General features: G+C 67.0%; 12 protein-coding genes, 1 tRNA gene and 3 rRNA genes. 2 read left to right on the top strand and 14 right to left on the bottom strand.

What is annotated here, in order from left to right:
* Positions 1-178 precede the first annotated feature (178 nt).
* Positions 179-862, bottom strand: coding sequence for a response regulator (locus PYR72_RS14815; protein ID WP_037723958.1), 684 nt, complete (start codon positions 860-862; stop codon positions 179-181).
* A 297-nt stretch (positions 863-1,159) separates the two neighbouring features.
* Positions 1,160-6,646 (bottom strand): HAMP domain-containing protein, encoded by a 5,487-nt coding sequence (locus PYR72_RS14820; protein WP_275455796.1) that lies wholly within the window; start codon positions 6,644-6,646, stop codon positions 1,160-1,162.
* A gap of 415 nt (positions 6,647-7,061) precedes the next feature.
* Between PYR72_RS14820 and PYR72_RS14825 the strand changes: the two genes are divergently transcribed.
* On the top strand, positions 7,062-9,806 hold the full coding sequence (locus PYR72_RS14825; RefSeq protein ID WP_275455797.1) for a SpoIIE family protein phosphatase: 2,745 nt from the start codon (positions 7,062-7,064) through the stop codon (positions 9,804-9,806).
* Positions 9,807-9,855: 49 nt separating this feature from the next.
* On the opposite strand, the gene PYR72_RS14830 is transcribed toward PYR72_RS14825, so the two are convergent.
* The 8 genes from PYR72_RS14830 to thyX all read right to left on the bottom strand — a co-directional run bounded on the left by PYR72_RS14830 (position 9,856) and on the right by thyX (position 20,140).
* Positions 9,856-9,928: transfer RNA gene (locus PYR72_RS14830), tRNA-Thr, on the bottom strand.
* Positions 9,929-10,023: 95 nt separating this feature from the next.
* Positions 10,024-10,686: a DegT/DnrJ/EryC1/StrS family aminotransferase gene (locus PYR72_RS14835; protein ID WP_275460417.1), complete on the bottom strand. Its 663-nt coding sequence runs from the start codon at positions 10,684-10,686 to the stop codon at positions 10,024-10,026.
* A gap of 112 nt (positions 10,687-10,798) precedes the next feature.
* A 5S ribosomal RNA gene (rrf, locus tag PYR72_RS14840) occupies positions 10,799-10,915 on the bottom strand.
* An 87-nt stretch (positions 10,916-11,002) separates the two neighbouring features.
* A 23S ribosomal RNA gene (locus tag PYR72_RS14845) occupies positions 11,003-14,123 on the bottom strand.
* 309 nt (positions 14,124-14,432) lie between these two features.
* Positions 14,433-15,958: ribosomal RNA gene (locus tag PYR72_RS14850) — 16S ribosomal RNA — on the bottom strand.
* Together the 16S, 23S and 5S rRNA genes form the textbook arrangement of a ribosomal RNA operon.
* A gap of 495 nt (positions 15,959-16,453) precedes the next feature.
* Complete coding sequence (locus tag PYR72_RS14855) at positions 16,454-18,139, bottom strand: ribonuclease J (RefSeq protein WP_275455798.1); 1,686 nt, start codon at positions 18,137-18,139, stop codon at positions 16,454-16,456.
* Positions 18,140-18,288: 149 nt separating this feature from the next.
* Positions 18,289-19,188 (bottom strand): 4-hydroxy-tetrahydrodipicolinate synthase, encoded by a 900-nt coding sequence (gene dapA, locus PYR72_RS14860; RefSeq protein ID WP_275455799.1) that lies wholly within the window; start codon positions 19,186-19,188, stop codon positions 18,289-18,291.
* A 211-nt stretch (positions 19,189-19,399) separates the two neighbouring features.
* Positions 19,400-20,140: an FAD-dependent thymidylate synthase gene (gene thyX / locus PYR72_RS14865; protein WP_275455800.1), complete on the bottom strand. Its 741-nt coding sequence runs from the start codon at positions 20,138-20,140 to the stop codon at positions 19,400-19,402.
* Between the two features lie 209 nt (positions 20,141-20,349).
* Here thyX and PYR72_RS14870 point away from each other — a divergent pair, with 209 nt between their 5' ends.
* The gene (locus tag PYR72_RS14870; protein WP_275455801.1) at positions 20,350-20,907 is read left to right on the top strand and encodes a hypothetical protein; all 558 of its coding nucleotides are present in this window, start codon (positions 20,350-20,352) and stop codon (positions 20,905-20,907) included.
* A gap of 76 nt (positions 20,908-20,983) precedes the next feature.
* On the opposite strand, the gene PYR72_RS14875 is transcribed toward PYR72_RS14870, so the two are convergent.
* The 4 genes from PYR72_RS14875 to PYR72_RS14890 are packed head-to-tail and all read right to left on the bottom strand — an operon-like array spanning position 20,984 to position 25,827.
* Entirely contained in the window at positions 20,984-21,439 is a 456-nt protein-coding gene (locus PYR72_RS14875) for a hypothetical protein (protein ID WP_275455802.1), read from the bottom strand.
* A gap of 17 nt (positions 21,440-21,456) precedes the next feature.
* Entirely contained in the window at positions 21,457-22,209 is a 753-nt protein-coding gene (gene dapB / locus PYR72_RS14880; RefSeq protein ID WP_275455803.1) for a 4-hydroxy-tetrahydrodipicolinate reductase, read from the bottom strand.
* 22 nt (positions 22,210-22,231) lie between these two features.
* Positions 22,232-23,611 (bottom strand): pitrilysin family protein, encoded by a 1,380-nt coding sequence (locus tag PYR72_RS14885; RefSeq protein WP_275455804.1) that lies wholly within the window; start codon positions 23,609-23,611, stop codon positions 22,232-22,234.
* Positions 23,608-25,827 (bottom strand): polyribonucleotide nucleotidyltransferase, encoded by a 2,220-nt coding sequence (locus tag PYR72_RS14890; RefSeq protein ID WP_275455805.1) that lies wholly within the window; start codon positions 25,825-25,827, stop codon positions 23,608-23,610. The genes PYR72_RS14885 and PYR72_RS14890 overlap by 4 nt, the downstream gene beginning before the upstream one ends.
* Positions 25,828-26,096 lie beyond the last annotated feature (269 nt).

Raw genomic sequence — 26,096 nt, forward strand, 5'->3', positions numbered from 1 at the left:
GCACGGACACCGGACGTACACCGCACGGGGACCGCACGCAAACGGGCGCGGCCCGAGGTCACTTGTCCGACCCCGCCCGCGCCCGACGACGCACCCGGTCACGCGCCCGGCGACGCACCCGGTCACACGCCCGGCAAGGCACCCCGGATTCCCCTGCGGAACGTGCCCGAAAAACCGCTCAGTTCTGCGACGGCAGCGACGGCGGACCGCCCGTGCCCGGCTCCAACGCGTCCAGCGCCCGGCGCAGGCCGGTGAGTTTGCGTTCGAGATGGGCCGCGGTGGCGACCGCCGCGGCGTCCGCCGAGTCGTCGTCGAGCTGTTTGGACAGCGCCTCCGCCTGCTCCTCGACGGCCGCGAGCCGCGCGGACAGCTCGGCGAGAATGCCGCCGGAAGGCTCCTTCGAACCACCCGCGGCGCCCTTGCCGCCGCCCTCCAACTGCAGCCGCAGCAGCGCCGCCTGCTCCCTGAGCTGGCAGTTCTTCATGTACAGCTCGACGAACACCGAGACCTTGGCGCGCAGCACCCAGGGATCGAACGGTTTCGAGATGTAGTCGACCGCACCCGCCGCATACCCGCGGAACGTGTGGTGCGGTCCGTGGTTGATGGCGGTCAGGAAGATGATCGGGATGTCCCGGGTCCGTTCCCGCCGCTTGATGTGCGCGGCCGTCTCGAAGCCGTCCATTCCCGGCATCTGGACGTCCAGCAGGATGACCGCGAAGTCGTCCGTCAACAGCGCCTTGAGCGCTTCCTCCCCGGACGATGCCCGCACCAGTGTCTGATCGAGCGCGGAGAGGATGGCCTCCAGCGCCAACAGATTCTCCGGCCGGTCATCGACCAGGAGGATCTTGGCCTTCTGCACCATGGCCCGCCCTCCTCGCCCCGGCTTGGGGCCTCCCCTGTCCGCAGGACTCGGCGCGACACCGGTCGGCGTCACCCCAGGGGACGACTCCCTCGCGCCACCCGTCCTTGTGCCGGTCATCGTAGCCGCACCCCGCCCGTCGCCACACCCTGTCACCGTGATGTCACTGTGCTCGTAGCAGAAACGCAAGCGGGGACCAGAAGGTTCCCCGAATCGCGGGCTCCTACACGGCTTCGGCCACACTCAGTCAGCAACTCCGCCCGCCCTTCGACGGATTGTGACCGCGGGCCGCACCACCCGTCACTCACTCCGCATCCACTGCTCCATGACCCCCAGAAGATGATCCGGATCGACGGGCTTCGTCACATAGTCCGAGGCTCCCGAGTCGATCGCCTTCTCCCGGTCGCCCTTCATCGCCTTGGCCGTCAGCGCGATGATCGGCAGCCCGGCGAACTGCGGCATCCGACGGATCGCCGTCGTCGTCGCATAACCGTCCATCTCCGGCATCATGATGTCCATCAGGACGACCGTCACATCGTCGTGCTGCTCCAGGACCTCGATGCCCTCACGGCCGTTCTCGGCGTACAGCACCGACAGGCCGTGCTGCTCCAGGACGCTGGTGAGCGCGAAGACGTTACGGATGTCGTCGTCGACGATGAGCACCTTCTCGCCGTCGAAGCGGACCGTCCGGCGCGGCTGCGCCGCCGCCTCCTGCGCCCAGTGCTCCTGCGGCTGCCCGTTGCCCTGCTGGACCAGGTCGGAGCCGGAGCTCGCCGGCACGGACCTGCGGCGCCGGCGGAAGAGCGCCGCGGCCCCGTTCTGGGTCTCGCGGTACGACTTCACCTCCGCCGGTGTCTCGGTGCGCTCGGCCAGCTCGTTCTCGGAGGCCAGCAGCTCCCCCGCCTCCAGCGCGGCGGGAGCGTTGTGGGCGTAGCCCTGCGGGGGCAGTTCGCTCGGGTGCAGCGGCAGGTACAGGGTGAAGGTGGACCCGCGTCCCGGCTCGCTCTGTGCGTGGATCTCACCGCCCAGCAGCCGGGCGATCTCCCGCGAGATGGACAGTCCGAGGCCCGTACCGCCGTACTTGCGGCTCGTGGTGCCGTCCGCCTGCTTGAACGCCTCGAAGATGACCCGCATCTTGCTGGCCGCGATCCCGATGCCGGTGTCCGTCACCGAGAACGCGATCATGTCGGCGTCCGCGTCCCGCAGCGAACCCGCCTCCAGCAGCTGTTCCTTGATGGCCACCGGCACGTCCGCGCCGGCCGGCCGAATGACCAGCTCCACGGCCCCGGAGTCGGTGAACTTCACCGCGTTGGACAGCAGGTTCCGCAGCACCTGCAGCAGGCGCTGTTCGTCCGTGTGCAGCGTGGCGGGCAGCTCCGGCGAGACCCGTACGGAGAAGTCGAGGCCCTTCTCCGCCGTCAGCGGCCGGAAGGTGGCCTCCACGTAGTCGACGAGCTGGACGAGGGCGATACGGGTCGGCGAGACGTCCATCTTGCCCGCCTCGACCTTCGACAGGTCCAGGATGTCGTTGATCAGCTGGAGCAGGTCCGAGCCCGCCCCGTGGATCGTCTCGGCGAACTCGACCTGCTTGGGCGTCAGGTTCGACTCGGCGTTGTCCGCGAGCAGCTTGGCGAGGATCAGCAGCGAGTTGAGCGGGGTGCGCAGCTCGTGCGACATGTTCGCCAGGAACTCGCTCTTGTAGCGCATGGAGACCGCGAGCTGCTCGGCACGCTCCTCCAGGACCTGCCGCGCCTCCTCGATCTCGGTGTTCTTGACCTCGATGTCACGGTTCTGCCGGGCCAGCAGCTCGGCCTTCTCCTCCAGCTCGGCGTTGGACGCCTGGAGGGCCTCCTGCCGGTTCTCCAACTCGTCCGACCGCTCCCGCAGTTGCTCGGTCAGCTCCTGCGACTGCTTCAGCAGCACCTCGGTCTTGGTGTTGACGGAGATGGTGTTGACGCTGGTCGCGATCATCTCCGCGATCTGGTTCAGGAAGTCCTTCTGGATCTGTGTGAACGGCGTGAACGACGCCAGCTCGATCACACCGAGCACGGTCCCCTCGAAGAGCACCGGCAACACGATCACCTGCGCCGGGGGCGCCTCGCCCAGCCCGGAGGAGATCTTCAGATAACCGCTCGGGGCGTTCTCCACCAGGATCGTGCGCTTCTCCTTCGCCGCCGTCCCCACCAGCGCCTCACCCGGCCGGAACGACGCCGGCATGGACCCCATGGAGTAGCCGTACGAGCCCAGCATCCGCAGCTCGTACTGGTCGTCGTTGTCCGGGGCCAGGTCCTTGCCGTCGAGGAACGGCAGCGCCAGGAAGAACGCTCCGTGCTGCGCGGACACCACCGGCGTCAGCTCGCTCATGATCAGCGAGGCCACGTCGTCCAGGTCCCGGCGGCCCTGCATCAGCGCGGAGATCCGGGCGAGGTTGCCCTTGAGCCAGTCCTGCTCCTGGTTGGCGATCGTGGTGTCCCGCAGGTTGGCGATCATCTTGTTGATGTAGTCCTGCAGCTCCTTGATCTCCCCGGACGCGTCGACGTCGATCTTGAGGTTCAGGTCGCCCCGGGTCACCGCCGTGGCCACGCGCGCGATGGCGCGCACCTGCCGGGTCAGGTTCCCGGCCATCTCGTTCACCGACTCGGTGAGGTCCCGCCAGGTGCCGTCGACGTCCCGCACGCGCGCGAGGCCGCCGAGCTGCCCCTCGGTGCCCACCTCGCGGGCCACCCGGGTGACCTCCTCGGCGAAGGACGACAGCTGGTCGACCATCGTGTTGATGGTGGTCTTCAGCTCCAGGATCTCGCCACGGGCATCGATGTCGATCTTCTTGGTCAGGTCGCCCTTGGCGATGGCGGTCGTCACCATCGCGATGTTGCGGACCTGTCCGGTGAGGTTGGAGGCCATCGAGTTCACGGACTCGGTGAGGTCCTTCCACGTGCCCGCCACACCGGGCACGTGCGCCTGGCCGCCCAGGATGCCGTCCGTGCCCACCTCGCGGGCCACCTTGGTGACCTGGTCGGCGAACGAACTCAGCGTCTTCACCATGCTGTTGAAGGTGTCGGCCAGCTCCGCGACCTCACCGGCCGCCTCGATCGTCACCGTACGGGTCAGGTCGCCGTTGGCGACCGCGGCCGCCACCTGGGAGATGTTCCGCACCTGCATGGTGAGGTTCTTGGCCATCAGGTTCACATTGCCGCTGAGGTCCTTCCAGATGCCGGTGATGCCCGGCACGTGGGCCTGGCCGCCCAGGATGCCCTCGGTGCCCACCTCACGGGCCACCCGGGTCACCTGCTCGGCGAAGGACGACAGCTGGTCCACCATCGTGTTCACGGTGGTGACGAGTTCGAGGATCTCGCCCTTGGCGTCGACGGTGATCTTCTTCGACAGGTCGCCCTTGGCGACGGCGGTCGTGACCTCGGCGATCTGGCGCACCTGGATCGTCAGGTTGTTCGCCATGAAGTTCACCGACTGCGTGAGGTCCTTCCAGGTGCCGGAGACGCCCTGCACCTCGGCCTGACCGCCGAGTTGGCCCTCCGTACCCACCTCACGGGCGACCCGGGTGACCTCCTCCGCGAACGACGACAGCTGGTCCACCATCGTGTTCAGCGTGTTCTTCAGCTCCAGGATCTCACCGCGCGCGTCCACGGTGATCTTCTGGGACAGGTCGCCGCGGGCCACCGCCGTGGCGACCTGCGCGATGTTGCGGACCTGGCCGGTCAGGTTGCCGGCCATGCCGTTCACCGACTCGGTCAGGTCCCGCCACACACCGGCGACCCCGGGCACCTGCGCCTGTCCGCCGAGCCGTCCCTCCGTACCCACGTCCCGGGCCACCCGGGTCACCTGGTCGGCGAAGGAGGAGAGCTGGTCGACCATCGTGTTGATGGTGTTCTTCAGCTCCAGGATCTCACCGCGCGCGTCGACGTCGATCTTCTGCGACAGGTCGCCCCGCGCCACCGCCGTCGTCACCTGCGCGATGTTGCGCACCTGCGAGGTGAGGTTGCCGGCCATCGAGTTGACGGAGTCCGTGAGTTCCTTCCACGTCCCCGACACCCCGTCCACCCGCGCCTGCCCGCCGAGCCGGCCCTCGGTGCCCACGTCCCGGGCCATCCGCGTCACCTGGTCCGCGAACGACGACAGCTGGTCCACCATCGTGTTCACGGTGTTCTTCAGTTCGAGCATCTCGCCCGCGACATCGACGGTGACCTTCTGCGAGAGGTCGCCGTTGGCCACGGCCGTGGTCACCGCCGCGATGTTCCTCACCTGTCCGGTGAGGTTCCGGAACGCCGTGTTGACGGAGTCGGTGAGGTCCTTCCACGTCCCCGCCGCGCCCGGCACCTGCGCCTGACCGCCCAGCCGGCCCTCGGCACCCACCTCGTTCGCCACCCGCGTGACCTCGTCACCGAAGGAGGAGAGCTGGTCGACCATCCCGTTGACGGTGTTCTTCAGCTCCAGCATCTCCCCGGCCACGTCCACGGTGACCTTCTGCGAGAGATCACCGTCGGCGACCGCCGTGGTCACCGCCGCGATGTCCCGCACCTGGATCGTGAGGTTCCGGAAGACCGTGTTCACCGAATCGGTGAGGTCCTTCCACGTCCCCGCCGCGCCCGGCACCTGCGCCTGACCGCCCAGCCGGCCCTCGGCACCCACCTCGTTCGCCACCCGCGTGACCTCGTCGGCGAAGATCCGCAGCGTCTCGGTCATCTGGTTGATGGTCTCGGCGAGCTTGGCGACCTCACCGCGTGCGGGCACGGTGACCTTCTGCGACAGATCACCGTTGGCGACCGCCGTCGTGACCTGGGCGATCCCCCGCACCTGCGCGGTCAGATTGCCGGCCATGGTGTTCACCGAATCGGTGAGTTCCTTCCACACACCCGCCACACCCGGCACCTCGGCCTGCCCGCCGAGCTGCCCGTCGGTGCCCACCTCCCGGGCCACCCGGGTCACCTCGGAGGAGAACGCCGAGAGCTGGTCGACCATCGTGTTGACGGTCTCCTTCAGCTCCAGCATCTCGCCGGCCACGTGCACGGTGACCTTGCGGGACAGATCGCCCTTCGCGACCGCGGTCGTCACCAGCGCGATGTCCCTCACCTGCGCGGTGAGCCGGTGCGCCATGGTGTTGACGGACTCCGTCAGGTCCTTCCACGAACCGGACATCCCCCGCACCTTGGCCTGCCCGCCCAGCTTGCCCTCGGTGCCCACCTCGCTGGCCACGCGCGTGACCTCGTCCGTGAACGTCGACAGCTGGTCGACCAGGTTGTTGACCGTGCGCCCGACCTTCAGGAACTCCCCGCGCAGCGGGTGCCCCGTCCCGTCCGGCCCCTGCGACCGCAGCTCCATACGGGGCGACAGATCACCCTCCGCGACCGCCGACAGCACCCGGCTGACCTCGGAGACAGGCCGTACGAGGTCGTCGACCAGCGCGTTGGACGCGTCGATCGCGGCCGCCCAGGACCCCTCGGTGGCGCCCGTCTCCAGCCGCTCGGTGAGCTTGCCCTCACGCCCCACCACGCGCCGCACCCGCGACAGCTCGCCCGTCAGGTGCAGGTTCCGGTCCGCCACCTCGTTGTACACGGCGGCGATCTCGGACATCACCCCGTCGCCCGACACCGTCAGCCGCTTGCGGAAGTTGCCGTCCCGCATCGCCTCCAACGCCGTGAGCAGCCGGTTCAGGGCAGCGGTGTCCACAGTGGTGGTCCCATTGCGCGATTTACGTGCTTTGCGCTGCTCACTCAGGGACGGTCCGCCTTTCGCGCGCGCCTTCGTGCCTCGCGTCGCTGCGCCAGACTCCACTGTGTCCCTCCCGCAAGGGTCGACCGGTCCTACTGGACGTACTACGCCGCATTCGAACGCTTCATACGCTGCATACTGCTGACACCACTCGTACCACTCGTACCGCTTCGTACGCGGGTACTCATGCCCGGCGGATCGGCTGCCGCCCTCCGCCGCACCGGAAAGGCCCTCGGGCCCGCCCGGCCTGCTCCTGGGAGCCTGCCCAGTGTTTCACCATGGCCGAACCAGGCCATAACAGTTCGGCAGCTTCGCACACGGTCCGCACACCTCAGGACGGAAACACAGACGACCGGCATCCGCATGGACGGCGAAGGTAAGTAACCTTGCATGCGGCTGTCCAGCCATGCCGGTCCCGTCCGGCCTGGGCGGTGGCGCACGAGCACGAGCGGGCAGGCATCGGAGGGGCGGCCGCACCATGACCACCGGACTGCATCCCGGGGAGACCCCCCAGGACCCCAGGCCGACGGAGAACCAGCCCCTGCCCCGGCAGGAGGCCGTCCCAGGATCCCCCCACGTCGAGAACCGGACAAGGAGTGCTGTGATCACCGCGCGCGCGGCCGCCAGCTTCGCTGCCGTCTCACGATCCGTCGCGACCGCCCGCTCGTTCGTCCGCGACACCCTCCAGGGCTGGGGCTTCGCCGACATCGTCGACGACGCGGTCGTCCTCACCAGCGAACTCGTCACCAACGCGGTCGTCCACGCGGGAACCTCCGCCGACGTCCTGTGCCTGCGGGCCGACGACGGCGTACGCATCGAGGTCGCGGACAGATATCCCGAGCGGGAGATCCCCCTCCAGGGCAGCCACGTCAACATGGGCAGCCCCGACCGCGAGGGCGGCCGCGGTCTGCAGCTGTGCGCGGCGATGGCCTCCCGCTGGGGCGTGGAGTACACCTCCACCCACAAGCAGGTCTGGTTCCAACTCGACCTCCCCGACCGCCCGGTGGGCACCCGCTCGGCCGGCCCGGCCCTGCCCCCCGACCTGCTCCCGCTCGCCGACGGCCGGGTCCGCGTCGCGGTCGTCCAGATCGACCGCGCGGGCGCGATCGGCGCCTGGAACGAGGACGCCGAGGAACTCTTCGGATACGCCCCGGACCACGTCATCGGCAAGCCCCTCACCGACCTCGCGGCCTGGCCGCACACCCCCGGCACCAGCACCGGCGTCGCCGAGGCCCTCCAACTCTCCCGCTGGGAAGGCAGTTACGGCATCCGCGGCGCCAACGGCCGTGTGACTCCGGTCTACGCCTCCCACCTCCGGGTCCGTGACACCGCCGGCGACCCCTCGACGGTCTGCCTCCTCGTCCGCGACCACGAGCGCGCCGTCCTGCAGACCCCGCTGCGCATGTCCGCCGGCGACGGCTCCGCCTCCGGCGAGGGCCAGGCCACGGACCCCTTCGAGGTCTTCATCGGCTCCCCCGCCCCCGACGACCTCGACGGCCTCCTCCAGCGCACGGTCGAACGCGCCCGCGACATGCTCGACGGCGACTCGGCCTTCCTCCTCCTCGCGACCGACGACGAGACGGAGCTGGAGGTCCGGGCCTCCACCGGCCTCCCCTCCGCCCGCCAGCGCTTCGCCCGCGTCCCCGTCGACGCCGGCCCCGGCCGCTACGGCTCCGCCCGGATGCCCGCCGTCCACGACGACCTCACGGCCGTCCCCGGAGCCGTCCCCCTGCTCAACGGCACCGGCATGCGCTCCGTCGTCACGGTCCCCCTCAAGGTCGAGGGCCGCCTCACGGGCTCCCTGGGCGTCGCCGCGGAGTCCCACGGCCGGTACTCCAACGAGGAGGCCCTGCGCCTGCAGTTCGCCGCCGACCGCATCGCGCTGGCCGTCGAGTCCGCCCGGCTCGGCGAGCTGGAACGCCTGCGCCGCGGCTCGCTGAGCTTCCTGGTCGAGGCATCCGACCTCCTCGCGGGCACCCTCGACCGCGACCAGACCCTGGCCCTCATGGCCCAGATGACGATCCCGACCCTCGCCACCTGGTGCGCCGTCTACACGATCGCCGACCAGGCCTCGGACCCGTACCTCAGCTACGTCCTGCACGAGGACGAGGACCTCATCGACGGCCTCAAGGCCCTCCTGTCCAAGATCCGCCCGCCCGAGCCCATCCCGACCCCGGGCGCCCGTGTCTGGACGGCCCCCGCCGAGGCGGCCCACCAGGCGGCTCTGCGCACCTCCATGCGCAGCCTCGGCCTCGGCGAGCCCGCCACGGTCAGCTCCGGCATCGGCACGACACTGGCGACCGCCTCGGCGGTCGGCGGCGAGACGGTCGTCCTGCCCCTCGTGGCCCGCAACCGCGTCATCGGCATGCTGACCCTCGGCAAGCCCACCGACGAGCACTTCCGCCAGGAGATCCTGGAGCTGGCCGAGGATCTCTCCCGCCGGGCGGCCCTGGCCCTGGACAACGCCCGCCTGTACTCGGAGCGCGTGGCCATCAGCCAGTCCCTCCAGCGCAGCCTCCTCCCGCCCGAGCTCCCGCAGATCGACGGCGTCGAGGTCGAGGTCATCTACCGCGCGGCCGGCGAGGGCAACGAGGTCGGCGGTGACTTCTACGACCTCTTCCCCATCCGCGACGGCGCGTACGGCTTCGCCATCGGCGACGTCTGCGGCACCGGCCCCGAGGCCGCCGCCGTCACGGGCCTGGCCCGCCACGCCCTGCGCCTGCTGGCCCGTGAGGGCTACGCGGGCCCGGCGGTCCTGGAGCGCCTCAACTCCGCCATCATCGACGAGGGTGCCCGCAGCCGCTTCCTGACACTCCTGTACGGCGAGCTGTGGCCCCAGGAGGACGGCAGCGCCGTCCTGAAGGTGGTCTGCGCCGGGCATCCGCTCCCGCTGCGCCTGCGCCAGGACGGCACGGTCGAGCCCGCCGCCGAACCACAGGCCCTCCTCGGCGTGATGGAGGACCTGGAACTGTACGAGCAGACGGTCACCCTCGACCCCGGTGACGTGCTCCTGTGCGTGACGGACGGCGTCACCGAACGCCGCGAAGGCACCCGCATGTTGGGCGACGACGGCCTGGCCGATGTCCTCACCACCTGCACCGGCCTCACCGCGGGCGCGGTCGCGGCCCGTGTCATGCGCGCGGTCGAACGCTTCGCCTCCGACGCGCCCTCCGACGACATGGCCATCCTGGCGATGCGGGTCCCGGGCCTCCAGACGGACTGACCCCGGGTACGACAAAGGCCCCGCCCGATCGGGCGGGGCCTTTCGTATGAGCCCCCAAACGGAATCGAACCGTTGACCTTCTCCTTACCATGGAGACGCTCTGCCGACTGAGCTATAGGGGCCTGTCACCTGTTCGAGGTTTCCCTCGCGGCAACGAGATAGATCATACCCCGAACCGGCGCCCGTCTCGAACCACCCAGCGCGCTGCCGATCGGCACTAGAAGGCCGGCTGCAGCAGCCCGCCGAGGGCGTTGCACACGGACACCAGCCGCTGCAGCTCGCGCCGCGACATCTCGCCACCGATCGGCAGCGCCAGCGTCTCGTCGGCGGCCCTCTCGGTCTCGGGCAGGCACACGTCCCGCCGGAATCCGGGCATCCGGTGCACGGGTGTCTTCACCGGCACTCCGCACGCAACTCCCTTGGCCCGTACGGCCCGCGCGAACGCGTCCCGGTCGGGCCGCCCGTTACCGGGAACCCGCACGACGTACTGCTGGAAGGTGTGCCCGTCACAGCCTTCGGGCGTCCGAACGCCCTTCAACTTCGCACTGAGGTACGCGGCCCGCCGCCGACGCTCCCCCACTTCGCTGTACGGCGTCTCCGACTCCCCCTGCTCCAGCACCAACAGCCCGTGCCGCTGCCCGACCTGACGCAGCGCCGCGATGTCGGCCGACCTGCCGAAGCGATGGACGACGACCGCCGCGACCGTCCGCGAGGTGACCGCGGCCTCGACGGCCGCCGCGTCCAGGCAGTACGTCGCCGGGTCTATGTCGGCGAAGACCGGCACGGCACCCGCCAGACTCACCGCCTGAGCGACCTCCGGATTGCCGAACGCCGGCACTACGACCTCGTCACCGGCGCCGACACCCGCGGCCCTGAGCATTCCAACGGTACCCATGCTGCGGATCCTGCTGGGGCAACGTGAACTTCAAGTGACGCACAACAAAAAAGAGCTGGTCCCCGAACCGAAATTCGGGGACCAGCTCTCAATATTTGTTCGGCGGCGTCCTACTCTCCCACAGGGTCCCCCCTGCAGTACCATCGGCGCTGTAAGGCTTAGCTTCCGGGTTCGGAATGTAACCGGGCGTTTCCCTCACGCTATGACCACCGAAACACTATGAAACACTCAACCGCACCACGCTCTGTGAAACGTGGGGTTGTTCGTGGTTTCAGAACCAACACAGTGGACGCGAGCAACTGAGGACAAGCCCTCGGCCTATTAGTACCAGTCAACTCCACCCATTACTGGGCTTCCATATCTGGCCTATCAACCCAGTCGTCTACTGGGAGCCTTACCCCATCAAGTGGGTGGGAATACTCATCTCGAAGCAGGCTTCCCGCTTAGATGCTTTCAGCGGTTATCCCTCCCGAACGTAGCCAACCAGCCATGCCCTTGGCAGAACAACTGGCACACCAGAGGTTCGTCCGTCCCGGTCCTCTCGTACTAGGGACAGCCCTTCTCAATATTCCTACGCGCGCAGCGGATAGGGACCGAACTGTCTCACGACGTTCTAAACCCAGCTCGCGTACCGCTTTAATGGGCGAACAGCCCAACCCTTGGGACCGACTCCAGCCCCAGGATGCGACGAGCCGACATCGAGGTGCCAAACCATCCCGTCGATATGGACTCTTGGGGAAGATCAGCCTGTTATCCCCGGGGTACCTTTTATCCGTTGAGCGACGGCGCTTCCACAAGCCACCGCCGGATCACTAGTCCCGACTTTCGTCCCTGCTCGACCCGTCGGTCTCACAGTCAAGCTCCCTTGTGCACTTACACTCACCACCTGATTGCCAACCAGGCTGAGGGAACCTTTGGGCGCCTCCGTTACCCTTTGGGAGGCAACCGCCCCAGTTAAACTACCCATCAGACACTGTCCCCGATCCGGATCACGGACCCGGGTTAGACATCCAGCACGACCAGACTGGTATTTCAACGACGACTCCACCCGAACTGGCGTCCGAGCTTCACAGTCTCCCAGCTATCCTACACAAGCCGAACCGAACACCAATATCAAACTGTAGTAAAGGTCCCGGGGTCTTTCCGTCCTGCTGCGCGAAACGAGCATCTTTACTCGTAGTGCAATTTCACCGGGCCTATGGTTGAGACAGTCGAGAAGTCGTTACGCCATTCGTGCAGGTCGGAACTTACCCGACAAGGAATTTCGCTACCTTAGGATGGTTATAGTTACCACCGCCGTTTACTGGCGCTTAAGTTCTCAGCTTCGCCAAGACGAATCCTGACTAACCGGTCCCCTTAACGTTCCAGCACCGGGCAGGCGTCAGTCCGTATACATCGCCTTACGGCTTCGCACGGACCTGTGTTTTTAGTAAACAGTCGCTTCTCGCTGGTCTCTGCGGCCACCCCCAGCTCACCGAGTAAATCGGATCACCAGTGATGGCCCCCCTTCTCCCGAGGTTACGGGGGCATTTTGCCGAGTTCCTTAACCATAGTTCACCCGAACGCCTCGGTATTCTCTACCAGACCACCTGAGTCGGTTTAGGGTACGGGCCGCCATGAAACTCGCTAGAGGCTTTTCTCGACAGCATAGGATCATCCACTTCACCACAATCGGCTCGGCATCAGGTCTCAGACTATTGCCAGGCGGATTTACCTACCTGACGTCCTACACCCTTACCCCGGGACAACCACCGCCCGGGATGGACTACCTTCCTGCGTCACCCCATCACTCACCTACTGCAAGTCTGGTTCGTCGGCTCCACCACTCCCCTTTGCCCGAAGGCTCCGGGGCGGCTTCACGGACTTAGCATCGCCTGGTTCGATGTTTGACGCTTCACAGCGGGTACCGGAATATCAACCGGTTATCCATCGACTACGCCTGTCGGCCTCGCCTTAGGTCCCGACTTACCCTGGGCAGATCAGCTTGACCCAGGAACCCTTGGTCAATCGGCGCAAACGTTTCTCACGTTTGTATCGCTACTCATGCCTGCATTCTCACTCGTGAACCGTCCACCACTGCCTTCCGGCGCGGCTTCACCCGGCACACGACGCTCCCCTACCCATCCCAGCCCCCGTTGGGGGTATCTGCTGGAATGACACGACTTCGGCGGTACGCTTGAGCCCCGCTACATTGTCGGCGCGGAATCACTAGACCAGTGAGCTATTACGCACTCTTTCAAGGGTGGCTGCTTCTAAGCCAACCTCCTGGTTGTCTCTGCGACTCCACATCCTTTCCCACTTAGCGTACGCTTAGGGGCCTTAGTCGATGCTCTGGGCTGTTTCCCTCTCGACCATGGAGCTTATCCCCCACAGTCTCACTGCCGCGCTCTCACTTACCGGCATTCGGAGTTTGGCTAAGGTCAGTAACCCGGTAGGGCCCATCGCCTATCCAGTGCTCTACCTCCGGCAAGAAACACACGACGCTGCACCTAAATGCATTTCGGGGAGAACCAGCTATCACGGAGTTTGATTGGCCTTTCACCCCTAACCACAGGTCATCCCCCAGGTTTTCAACCCTGGTGGGTTCGGTCCTCCACGAAGTCTTACCTCCGCTTCAACCTGCCCATGGCTAGATCACTCCGCTTCGGGTCTTGAGCGTGCTACTGAATCGCCCTGTTCGGACTCGCTTTCGCTACGGCTACCCCACCCGGGTTAACCTCGCAACACACCGCAAACTCGCAGGCTCATTCTTCAAAAGGCACGCAGTCACGAGATATGTGCAAGCACATATCCGACGCTCCCACGGCTTGTAGGCACACGGTTTCAGGTACTATTTCACTCCGCTCCCGCGGTACTTTTCACCATTCCCTCACGGTACTATCCGCTATCGGTCACCAGGGAATATTTAGGCTTAGCGGGTGGTCCCGCCAGATTCACACGGGATTTCTCGGGCCCCGTGCTACTTGGGTGTCTCTCAAACGAGCCGCTGATGTTTCAGCTACGGGGGTCTTACCCTCTACGCCGGACCTTTCGCATGTCCTTCGCCTACATCAACGGTTTCTGACTCGCCTCACAGCCGGCAGACTGTGAAAGAGAGATCCCACAACCCCGTATACGCAACCCCTGCCGGGTCTCACACGCATACGGTTTGGCCTCATCCAGTTTCGCTCGCCACTACTCCCGGAATCACGGTTGTTTTCTCTTCCTGCGGGTACTGAGATGTTTCACTTCCCCGCGTTCCCTCCACTTGCCCTATGTGTTCAGGCAAGGGTGACAGCCCATGACGACTGCCGGGTTTCCCCATTCGGAAACCCCCGGATCAAAGCCTGGTTGACGACTCCCCGGGGACTATCGTGGCCTCCCACGTCCTTCATCGGTTCCTGGTGCCAAGGCATCCACCGTGCGCCCTTAAAAACTTGGCCACAGATGCTCGCGTCCACTGTGCAGTTCTCAAACAACGACCAACCACCCATCACCCCCGGACAATCACCGGAGTTCACTGGGGCCGGCACTGAAGGCAGCCGTACGGCCATACCCTCAGACACCCAACAGCGTGCCCGACCAGTCTCTCGCCCGGAGATCATGCTTTCCACACCCGCAAGGGGCAGTACTCACAGCCTCCGGCCCGACGAACCGGCCGAATAATCAACGTTCCACCCATGAGCAACCACCGTCGGACGTTCGCCGACGTTGTGGCCCTGGCTGCCTTGCGGCAGCTAGATGCTCCTTAGAAAGGAGGTGATCCAGCCGCACCTTCCGGTACGGCTACCTTGTTACGACTTCGTCCCAATCGCCAGTCCCACCTTCGACAGCTCCCTCCCTTGCGGGTTGGGCCACCGGCTTCGGGTGTTACCGACTTTCGTGACGTGACGGGCGGTGTGTACAAGGCCCGGGAACGTATTCACCGCAGCAATGCTGATCTGCGATTACTAGCAACTCCGACTTCATGGGGTCGAGTTGCAGACCCCAATCCGAACTGAGACAGGCTTTTTGAGATTCGCTCCGCCTCACGGCTTCGCAGCTCATTGTACCTGCCATTGTAGCACGTGTGCAGCCCAAGACATAAGGGGCATGATGACTTGACGTCGTCCCCACCTTCCTCCGAGTTGACCCCGGCAGTCTCCTGTGAGTCCCCATCACCCCGAAGGGCATGCTGGCAACACAGAACAAGGGTTGCGCTCGTTGCGGGACTTAACCCAACATCTCACGACACGAGCTGACGACAGCCATGCACCACCTGTACACCGACCACAAGGGGGCGACCATCTCTGGCCGTTTCCGGTGTATGTCAAGCCTTGGTAAGGTTCTTCGCGTTGCGTCGAATTAAGCCACATGCTCCGCTGCTTGTGCGGGCCCCCGTCAATTCCTTTGAGTTTTAGCCTTGCGGCCGTACTCCCCAGGCGGGGAACTTAATGCGTTAGCTGCGGCACCGACGACGTGGAATGTCGCCAACACCTAGTTCCCACCGTTTACGGCGTGGACTACCAGGGTATCTAATCCTGTTCGCTCCCCACGCTTTCGCTCCTCAGCGTCAGTAATGGCCCAGAGATCCGCCTTCGCCACCGGTGTTCCTCCTGATATCTGCGCATTTCACCGCTACACCAGGAATTCCGATCTCCCCTACCACACTCTAGTCTGCCCGTATCGAATGCAGACCCGGGGTTAAGCCCCGGGCTTTCACATCCGACGCGACAGACCGCCTACGAGCTCTTTACGCCCAATAATTCCGGACAACGCTCGCGCCCTACGTATTACCGCGGCTGCTGGCACGTAGTTAGCCGGCGCTTCTTCTGCAGGTACCGTCACTTTCGCTTCTTCCCTGCTGAAAGAGGTTTACAACCCGAAGGCCGTCATCCCTCACGCGGCGTCGCTGCATCAGGCTTTCGCCCATTGTGCAATATTCCCCACTGCTGCCTCCCGTAGGAGTCTGGGCCGTGTCTCAGTCCCAGTGTGGCCGGTCGCCCTCTCAGGCCGGCTACCCGTCGTCGCCTTGGTGAGCCGTTACCTCACCAACAAGCTGATAGGCCGCGGGCTCATCCTTCACCGCCGGAGCTTTCCACACTCATCGGATGCCCGAGAGTGTCGTATCCGGTATTAGACCCCGTTTCCAGGGCTTGTCCCAGAGTGAAGGGCAGATTGCCCACGTGTTACTCACCCGTTCGCCACTAATCCCCACCGAAGTGGTTCATCGTTCGACTTGCATGTGTTAAGCACGCCGCCAGCGTTCGTCCTGAGCCAGGATCAAACTCTCCGTGAATGTTTACCCGTGATCGGGTCGACACCACGAGAGCGGAACCACCGGAGGAATAGTCCGATGGTTCACAGCGTCCTCGCTGTGTTTATTTGAAAGGAACCTCGTCCCAGCGAATGCTGGAGACGGGGTATCAACATATCTGGCGTTGATTTTTGGCACGCTGTTGAGTTCTCAAGGAACGGACGCTTCCTTTGTACTCACCCTCTCGGGCTTTCCTCCGGGCTTTTCCCTTCGGTCTTGCTGTCTTGCGTTTCCGACTCTATCAGACCGTTTCCGGTTCCGATTTCCTCGTTGCTTTCCAGGTTTCCGCTTTCGCGTTTCCCTTTCCGGCGAGTCCGACTTTATCAGAAGTTCTGAGTCGGAATTTCCACCCGGTCCGGGCGGCTCCTGACACGCAGTTGTGTCGGGTTCCCCCCTGGGCGGAGCCGTAAACGTACTGGAGCGGGGCGCCCCGATGCAAATCGAGGGGCCCCGCCCCGGTCGAGCACTGACGGAGGGTCAGACCTCAACCACCACAGGCAGGATCATCGGCCTGCGTCGGTAGGTGTCGGAGACCCACTTGCCGAGGGTCCGACGGATGAGCTGTTGCAGCTGGTGCGGCTCGACGACCCCGTCCTGGGCGGACCGCTCCAGGACCTCGGTGATCCGCGGGACGACCGCGCCGAACGCGGAGTCCTCGATGCCGGAGCCGCGGGCCTGGATGTGCGGGCCCCCGGTGATCTTGCCGGTGGAGGAGTCCACGACGAGGAAGACCGAGATGATGCCCTCGTCGCCCAGGATCTTCCGGTCCTTCAGGGCGGGCTCGCCCACGTCGCCGACCGAGAGGCCGTCCACGTAGACGTAACCGGCCTGGACCTTGCCGGAGATCTTGGCCTTGCCCTCGATGAGGTCGACGACCACGCCGTCCTCCGCGATGACGATGCGGTCGTGCGGTACGCCGGTGAGGGCGCCCAGTTCGGCGTTGGCGCGCAGGTGCCGCCATTCACCGTGCACCGGCATCAGGTTCTTCGGGCGGCAGATGTTGTAGAAGTACAGCAGCTCGCCGGCCGAGGCGTGCCCGGAGACATGGACCTTGGCGTTGCCCTTGTGGACGACGTTGGCGCCCCAGCGGGTCAGGCCGTTGATGACGCGGTAGACCGCGTTCTCGTTGCCGGGGATCAGGGACGAGGCCAGGATCACCGTGTCGCCCTGGACGATGCGGATCTGGTGGTCCCGGTTGGCCATGCGGGACAGGGCGGCCATCGGTTCACCCTGCGATCCGGTGCAGACGAGGACGATCTCGTGCTGCGGCAGGTCGTCGAGCGTCTTGACGTCCACGACCAGACCCGGCGGGACCTTGAGATAGCCCAGGTCCCTCGCGATGCCCATGTTCCGGACCATCGAGCGCCCGACGAAGGCGACCCGGCGGCCGTACTCGTGGGCCGCGTCGAGGATCTGCTGGATGCGGTGGATGTGGCTGGCGAAGCTTGCCACGATGATCCGCTTGCTGGCGCCGGCGAAGACCTGGCGCAGCACGTTGGAGATGTCGCGCTCGGGCGGAACGAATCCCGGCACCTCCGCGTTCGTGGAGTCGGAGAGGAGGAGGTCGATGCCTTCCTCGCTCAGCCGTGCGAACGCGTGTAGATCCGTGAGGCGGTTGTCCAGCGGAAGCTGGTCCATCTTGAAGTCGCCCGTGTGGACGACCATGCCCGCGGGCGTGCGGATGGCCACGGCCAGGGCGTCCGGGATGGAGTGGTTGACCGCGACGAACTCGCAGTCGAAGGGGCCGATGCGCTCACGGTTCCCCTCGGCCACCTCAAGGGTGTACGGGCGGATGCGGTGCTCCTGGAGCTTGGCCTCGATGAGCGCGAGGGTCAGCTTGGAGCCGATCAGCGGGATGTCGGGCTTCTCGCGCAGCAGGTACGGGACCGCGCCGATGTGGTCCTCGTGGCCGTGCGTGAGGACGATGCCCTCGATGTCGTCGAGGCGGTCCCTGATGGACGAGAAGTCCGGCAGGATCAGGTCGATTCCGGGCTGCTCCTCCTCGGGGAAGAGCACCCCGCAGTCCACGATGAGCAGTCGGCCGCCGTACTCGAAGACGGTCATGTTCCGGCCGATCTCACCGAGGCCGCCCAGCGGGGTGACCCGCAGGCCACCCTCCGGGAGCGGTGGCGGCGGGCCGAGTTCAGGATGCGGATGACTCAAAAGACTCTCCTCACCATGCGCGCCACGTACCTGGGGCACGTGGCGCGCATGACGTTCGTGCAGAAGCAGTTGTGGATGGGAACGCAGGCGCTTTTCGTCCTGCCTATTCAGTTGTGAAGTCTGGTGGTGACGCCGTGCGAGCCCCGGTGTTAGAGCTGTACCCCGCCGGCGCCGAGATCGAGCTTGAGCTGGGCCGTCTCCTCGGGCGAGAGCTCGACCATGGGCGCGCGCAGGGGTCCGGCGGGCAGGCCCTGGAGGGCGAGCGCCGCCTTGGTGGTCATCACGCCCTGGGTGCGGAACATGCCGGTGAAGACGGGGAGCAGCTTCTGGTGGATCTCGGTGGCCTTCTGGACGTCACCGGAGACGTACGCGTCGACGAGGGCGCGCAACTCGGGGGTGACGACGTGGCCGACGACCGAGACGAAGCCGACCGCGCCGACCGAGAGCAGCGGGAGGTTCAGCATGTCGTCGCCGGAGTACCAGGCGAGGCCGGAACGGGCGATGGCCCAGCTGGCGCGGCCGAGGTCGCCCTTGGCGTCCTTGTTGGCGACGATGCGGGGGTGCTCGGCGAGCCGGACGATCGTCTCGGTGTCGATCGGGACGCCGCTGCGGCCCGGGATGTCGTACAGCATCACCGGCAGCCCGGAGGAGTCGGCGATCGCCTTGAAGTGGCGGTACAGGCCCTCCTGGGGGGGCTTGTTGTAGTACGGCGTGACGACGAGGAGGCCGTGCGCGCCGGTCTTCTCCGCGGCGCGGGCCAGTTCCATGCTGTGGCGGGTGTCGTTCGTGCCGACGCCGGCGATGACGTGGGCGCGGTCGCCGACGGCTTCGAGGACGGCTCGTACCAGGTCCGATTTCTCCGCGTCACCGGTGGTGGGGGACTCGCCGGTGGTGCCGTTGATGACCAGGCCGTCGTTGCCTGCGTCCACCAGGTGGGTGGCGAGCCGCTGCGCGCCGTCGAGGTCGAGTGCGCCGTCCGCCGTGAAGGGCGTGACCATGGCGGTGAGGACCCGCCCGAAGGGGGTCTGCGGAGTCGAGGTCGGAGCCATGGGTAACACGCTACTCGCTGCTCAGGGCACGGTCTGCCCTCGGGGGGCGGGAAAAGTCAGGACAAATGCGGAGCCCGGCACTGCCTGCTCGGGGGTTCAAGCAGTGCCGGGTCCGTTTGATCAGGCTAGATGAACTTCTCGAAATGCCGCAATACGGACACTTCGCTCGGCTGACCCGTACATCTGTGCCTGGCCGAAAGTCGACGGTCCGCTAGGGCGCGACACGGCCGTTCGCGTTGAAGGCCGCGTGCGTGAGCGGCATGAGCTTCGCCCACTCCGCCTCCATGCGCTCACCGACCATCTCGATCTCCCGCTGGGGGAAGGACGGCACCTTCGCGAGTTCGTGCTGGGTGCGCAGACCGAGGAAGTGCATCAGCGAGCGGGCGTTGCAGGTGGCGTACATCGAGGAGAAGAGACCGACCGGCAGTACCGCGCGCGCGACCTCCCGGGCCACTCCGGCGGCGAGCATCTCCTGGTACGCCTCGTACGCGTGGACGTACGAGTCCTCCATGACCCGCCCGACCAGCTCCTGCTGCGCCTGGGTGCCCTCCACGAACACGTACTTGCCGGGCCGGCCCTCCTGGACGAGCTTGCGGGCCTCGTCGGGGACGTAGAAGACGGGCTGGAGCTCCCGGTACCTCCCGGACTCCTCGTTGTAGCTCCAGCCGACCCGGTGCCGCATGAACTCGCGGAAGACGAAGATCGGGGCGCTGATGAAGAAGGTCATCGAGTTGTGCTCGAAGGGGCTGCCGTGCCGGTCCCGCATCAGGTAGTTGATGAGGCCCTTGGAGCGCTCGGGGTCCTTCTGCAGCTCCTCCAGGGACTGCTCGCCGGCGGTGGAGACCCGGGCGGCCCACAGCACGTCCGAGTCGGCCGCGCTGTGCTTCACCAGATCGACGGTGACATCACTGCGGAAGCTGGGCTTGAGATCGTCGGCGGGGGTTTCTGACACGGCTCGGAGGGTCCTTCCCATGGCTGCTCTCGGGCGGCGCCCACTCTACGGCCCGGCTACGACGACACACCGAAGGACATCGGCGGGACGCCGGATGCCCGAGTTGCGCCCCCTTGTGCCCCTGTTGGACCCCCGGAAGTGGTGGGCGGGGGCCCGGCTCGGTAGCCTCACCCGGCGAAACCAGTGCGTGGATCGAGTGAGGACCAGCCGTGCCCCTGCCCTTCCTGACCGCCGACCGCGCCTTCGACCAGGCGGTGGACGAAGCGCTGCCGTTCGAGGACCGCGACCGCTGGCGGCGCCCCTACCGGCCCGGCCCCTGGCGGGTCGGCGCGGCCGCGCTCCTGCTGCTGCTCACCTCGTACATGCTGGTGGCGGCGGTCATCATCACGGTGGCCGGGACACCGCGGGCCGGTGCGATCTGCTTCGGGGCGGCCCTGCTGATCATCGCCTGCGCCCTGCGGCTGCTGCGGGTCGGCATCTGGGTGAGTGCGCGGGGCGTACGCCAGGTGGGGTTCTTCCGCACCCGTACGGCGTCCTGGGAGCCCAGCGTCTCGGTGCGCACCGTGCAGCAGCCGGTGCGGTGGCTCGGGCTGCCCCGGTCCGTCCAGGGACAGGCGCTGCTCCTCGTCCGCACGGACCGTGTGCAGGAGTACGTGACACCGCTGATGACCACGCACAACGCCGATTTCCTGGCGCGTACGGAGGCCTTCGACCGGGCGGCCGACAAGATCGAGGCGTGGGCGGCGGAGCACCGGCGCACCGCGTAGCGAACATACGAGCGAGGGGTCGGTCCGCGGGTGCGGACCGACCCCTCGCTCGTGTGCGGGTGCCGGCGGCGGGAGGTCAGGCGGTCGGTGCCGGTCTGCCGTCGTGCAGGGCGATCGCGCGCTGCATGGCCTTGCGGGCCCGGGGGGTGTCGCGGGCGTCGTGATAGGCGACGGCGAGGCGGAACCAGGTGCGCCAGTCGTCGGGGGCGTCCTCGGTCTCCTCCTTGCGCCGCGCGAAGACCTCGTCGGCCGAGTCACGGTCGATGCGTCCGCTCGGGGTCCGCTTCAACTCGTCGACGGGGAGGCCCCCTTCGGCGTCGAGTTCGGCGGCGAGCTGGTTGGCCCTGCGGACGAACTGGGTGTTCTTCCAGAGGAACCACAGGCCGATCGCGGGCAGCACGAGCACGGCGACACCGAAGGCGATCGTGATCGGTGTGCCGGTCTCTATGAGCAGGACTCCGCGGCTGCCGACCAGGACGAAGTAGACGACCAGGACGGCTGCCGTGACGGCGTAGGTGAGCTTCGCGCGCATGACGTCTCCCGGCCCGATCAGCCCAGGTCGAGGAAGTGTTCGAGGCCGAAGGTGAAACCCGGCGTCGTCACCACCCGTCGGGCCCCGAGCAGGATGCCCGGCATGAAGCTGCTGTGGTGGAGGGAGTCGTGGCGGATGGTGAGGGTCTCGCCCTCGCCGCCGAGCAGGACCTCCTGGTGGGCCAGCAGGCCGCGCAGACGGACGGAGTGGACGGGGACGCCGTCGACGTCCGCGCCGCGCGCGCCGTCCAGGGCCGTCTCCGTGGCGTCCGGGGCCTGGGCCGTGCCTGCCGCGCGCCGTGCCTCGGCGATGAGCTGGGCCGTGCGCGTGGCGGTGCCGGAGGGGGCGTCGACCTTCTTCGGGTGGTGCAGCTCGACGACCTCCACCGACTCGAAGTACGGCGCGGCGATCTGCGCGAACTTCATGTTCAGGACGGCCCCGATGGAGAAGTTGGGCGCGATGAGGACGCCCGTCTCCGGGGACTTCGCCAGCCAGCCGTTCAGCTGCGCGAGGCGTTCGTCGGTCCAGCCCGTGGTGCCGACGACGGCGTGGATGCCGTGGCCGACGCAGTACTCCAGGTTGTCCATGACCGAGGCGGGGGTGGTCAGTTCGACGGCGACCTGGGCGCCCGTCCCGGCCAGGGTGTCCAGCTGGTCGCCCCGGCTCAGGGCGGCGACCAGCTCCATGTCCTCGGCGGCCTCGACGGCCCGTACGGCCTCGGAGCCGATACGGCCCCGGGCACCGATGACCGCCACGCGCAGCTTGCTCATTGCTTGGTTCCTTAACTGGGTGTCAGGCGACGGCTTCGTGGAGACGGGACGCCTGTTTGTCCTTCAGCGGGCCTATCACCGACAGGGAGGGCCGTCGGCCCAGCACCTCACGGGCCACCTCACGGACCTCGTCGGGGGTCACCGCCGCCATCCGGGCCAGCATCTCGTCGACGGACATCTGCTCGCCCCAGCACAGCTCGCTCTTGCCGATGCGGTTCATGATCGCGCCGGTGTCCTCCAGACCGAGGACCGTCGAGCCCCGGAGCTGACCGATGGCGCGCTCGATCTCGTCGTCCGGCAGTCCGTGCTCGGCGACCTGGTCGAGTTCGTCGCGGCAGATCTTCAGCACGTCGTGCACCTGGGACGGACGGCAGCCGGCGTACACACCGAACAGGCCGCAGTCGGCGAAGCCGGACGTGTACGAGTACACGCTGTAGGCGAGGCCGCGCTTCTCGCGGACCTCCTGGAAGAGGCGGGAGGACATGCCGCCGCCGAGCGCGGTGTTGAGCACGCCGAGGGCCCAGCGGCGCTCGTCGGTGCGGGCGAGGCCGGGCATGCCGAGTACGACGTGGGCCTGCTCGGTCCTGCGGCCGACCAGCTCGACCCGGCCGGCCGTCCGCAGGGCACGGCGGCCGTCGCGCGGGGCGATCGGGGTGGCGTCGGCGCGGGTGAGGGCGCCGGCGCTCTCGAAGGCCGCGCGGACCTGGCGTACGACCTTGTTGTGGTCGACGTTGCCCGCGCAGGCGACCACGAGGTGGGTCGGGTCGTAGTGCTTCCGGTAGAAGCGGCGGATGCGGTCGGCGGTGAGCGCGTTGACGGTGTCGACCGTGCCGAGGACCGGCCGGCCGAGCGGGGTGTCGCCGAACATGGTGTGCGCGAACAGGTCGTGCACGCAGTCGCCCGGGTCGTCCTCGGTCATCGCGATCTCTTCGAGGATGGCGCCGCGCTCGACGTCGACGTCCTCCTCACGGATCAGGGAGCCGGTGAGCATGTCGCAGACCGTGTCGATGGCGAGCGGCAGGTCGGTGTCGAGCACGCGCGCGTAGTAGCACGTGTACTCCTTCGCCGTGAACGCGTTCATCTCGCCGCCGACCGCGTCGATCGCGGAGGAGATGTCGAGCGCGCTGCGGCGTCCGGTGCCCTTGAAGAGCAGGTGCTCCAGGTAGTGGGTGGCACCGTTGAGCGCGGGCGTCTCGTCGCGGGAGCCGACGTGCGCCCAGATGCCGAAGGTGGCGGAGCGCACGGACGGCAGGGTCTCGGTGACGATGCGCAGCCCGCCCGGGAGGGTGGTCTTGCGGACCGTGCCGATGCCGTCTCTGCCCTTGATCAGGGTTTGGGTACGGGCGACGGCCCGCGCCTCCGTGGAGGTGCGGGCCGTCGCCTTGGAGCTACGGGACGTCACTTGTCGCCGTCGTCCTTCTTGTCCTCGGAACCGTCCTCGCCCTCGATCACGGGGATGAGGGAGAGCTTCCCGCGGGAGTCGATCTCGGCGATCTCGACCTGGACCTTGGAGCCCACGCCGACGACGTCCTCGACGTTCTCCACGCGCTTGCCGCCGGCGAGCTTGCGGATCTGCGAGATGTGCAGCAGACCGTCCTTGCCCGGGAGCAGCGACACGAACGCGCCGAAGGTCGTCGTCTTCACGACGGTGCCCAGGTAGCGCTCGCCGACCTCCGGCATGGTCGGGTTGGCGATGCCGTTGATCGTGGCGCGGGCGGCCTCGGCCTGCGAGCCCTGCTGGGCACCGATGTAGATGGTGCCGTCGTCCTCGATCGTGATCTCGGCGCCGGTGTCCTCCTGGATCTGGTTGATCATCTTGCCCTTGGGGCCGATGACCTCACCGATCTTGTCCACGGGGATCTTGACGGTGATGATCCGCGGGGCGTTGGGGGACATCTCGTCCGGCGTGTCGATCGCTTCCATCATCACGTCGAGGATGTGGAGGCGGGCGTCACGGGCCTGCTTGAGGGCGGCGGCCAGGACGGAGGCGGGGATGCCGTCCAGCTTGGTGTCGAGCTGGAGGGCGGTGACGAACTCCTTGGTGCCGGCGACCTTGAAGTCCATGTCGCCGAAGGCGTCCTCCGCACCGAGGATGTCGGTGAGGGCGACGTAGTGCGTCTCGCCGTTGATCTCCTGGGAGATCAGGCCCATGGCGATACCGGCGACGGGGGCCTTCAGCGGCACACCGGCGTTCAGCAGCGACATGGTGGAGGCGCAGACCGAGCCCATGGACGTCGAGCCGTTGGAGCCGAGGGCCTCGGACACCTGGCGGATCGCGTAGGGGAACTCCTCGCGCGTCGGCAGGACCGGCACGATCGCGCGCTCGGCGAGCGCGCCGTGGCCGATCTCGCGACGCTTGGGGGAGCCGACGCGGCCGGTCTCGCCGACGGAGTACGGCGGGAAGTTGTAGTTGTGCATGTAGCGCTTGCGGGTCACCGGGGAGAGGGTGTCCAGCTGCTGCTCCATCCGGAGCATGTTGAGGGTGGTGACGCCCAGGATCTGGGTCTCGCCACGCTCGAACAGCGCCGAGCCGTGCACGCGCGGGATGGCCTCGACCTCGGCCGCCAGCGTACGGATGTCCGTGACGCCGCGGCCGTCGATGCGGACCTTGTCCTTGATGACGCGCTCACGGACCAGGGACTTGGTCAGCGAGCGGTACGCGGCGGAGATCTCCTTCTCGCGGCCCTCGAACTGCGGGAGCAGCTTCTCGGCCGCCAGACCCTTGACACGGTCCAGCTCGGCCTCGCGCTCCTGCTTGCCCGCGATGGTGAGAGCCTGCGTCAGCTCGTCCTTGACCGCGGCGGTGAGCGCCTCCAGGACGTCGTCCTGGTAGTCGAGGAAGACCGGGAACTCGCCGGTCGGCTTGGCGGCCTTCGACGCGAGGTCGGCCTGGGCCTTGCAGAGGACCTTGATGAAGGGCTTCGCGGCGTCCAGACCGGCGGCGACGACCTCCTCGGTCGGCGCCTCGGCGCCGCCCTGGACCAGCTGGATCGTCTTCTCGGTGGCCTCGGCCTCGACCATCATGATCGCGATGTCGCCGTCCTCCAGCACACGGCCGGCGACGACCATGTCGAAGACGGCGTCCTCCAGCTCGGTGTGCGTCGGGAACGCCACCCACTGGTTGTTGATCAGCGCGACGCGGACGCCGCCGATCGGGCCGGAGAAGGGCAGGCCGGCCAGCTGCGTGGACGCGGACGCGGCGTTGATCGCGACGACGTCGTACAGGTGGTCGGGGTTGAGCGCCATGATCGTGGCGACGACCTGGATCTCGTTGCGCAGGCCCTTCTTGAAGGAGGGGCGCAGCGGGCGGTCGATCAGGCGGCAGGTGAGGATGGCGTCCTCGGAGGGACGGCCCTCACGGCGGAAGAAGCTGCCGGGGATCTTGCCGGCGGCGTACATCCGCTCCTCGACGTCCACCGTGAGGGGGAAGAAGTCGAGCTGGTCCTTGGGGTTCTTGGACGCGGTGGTGGCCGACAGCACCATGGTGTCGTCGTCCAGGTAGGCCACGGCGGAGCCGGCGGCCTGGCGGGCCAGACGGCCCGTCTCGAAACGGATGGTGCGGGTGCCGAAGGAGCCGTTGTCGATGACGGCCTCGGCGTAGTGGGTCTCGTTCTCCACTAGCGAATTCTCCGATACTTTTCGTCTTTCGTCCCTGGGCCTGCCCGTGTGGCAGGGGGACGGTGGCGGAGAAGCGCGCCGTCTGGTGCGGGCCGGTCTTCGATCGAAGCCCACGGGGTTCGCAATCCCCCGGGGGCCACTACCGAGGACCGGCGGCGGCGAGGTGCGCTTCTCCTCGTACGTGTGCGTGCGGTGCCCTCCGGGCGCCTCACGCCATGTCGTGCCTCTTGCGTTGTGCTACCACACTACAAAGGGGTGGTGACACTCCG

It is taken from the genome of Streptomyces sp. VNUA24 (assembly GCF_029167005.1).
Taxonomy (GTDB): domain Bacteria; phylum Actinomycetota; class Actinomycetes; order Streptomycetales; family Streptomycetaceae; genus Streptomyces; species Streptomyces scabiei.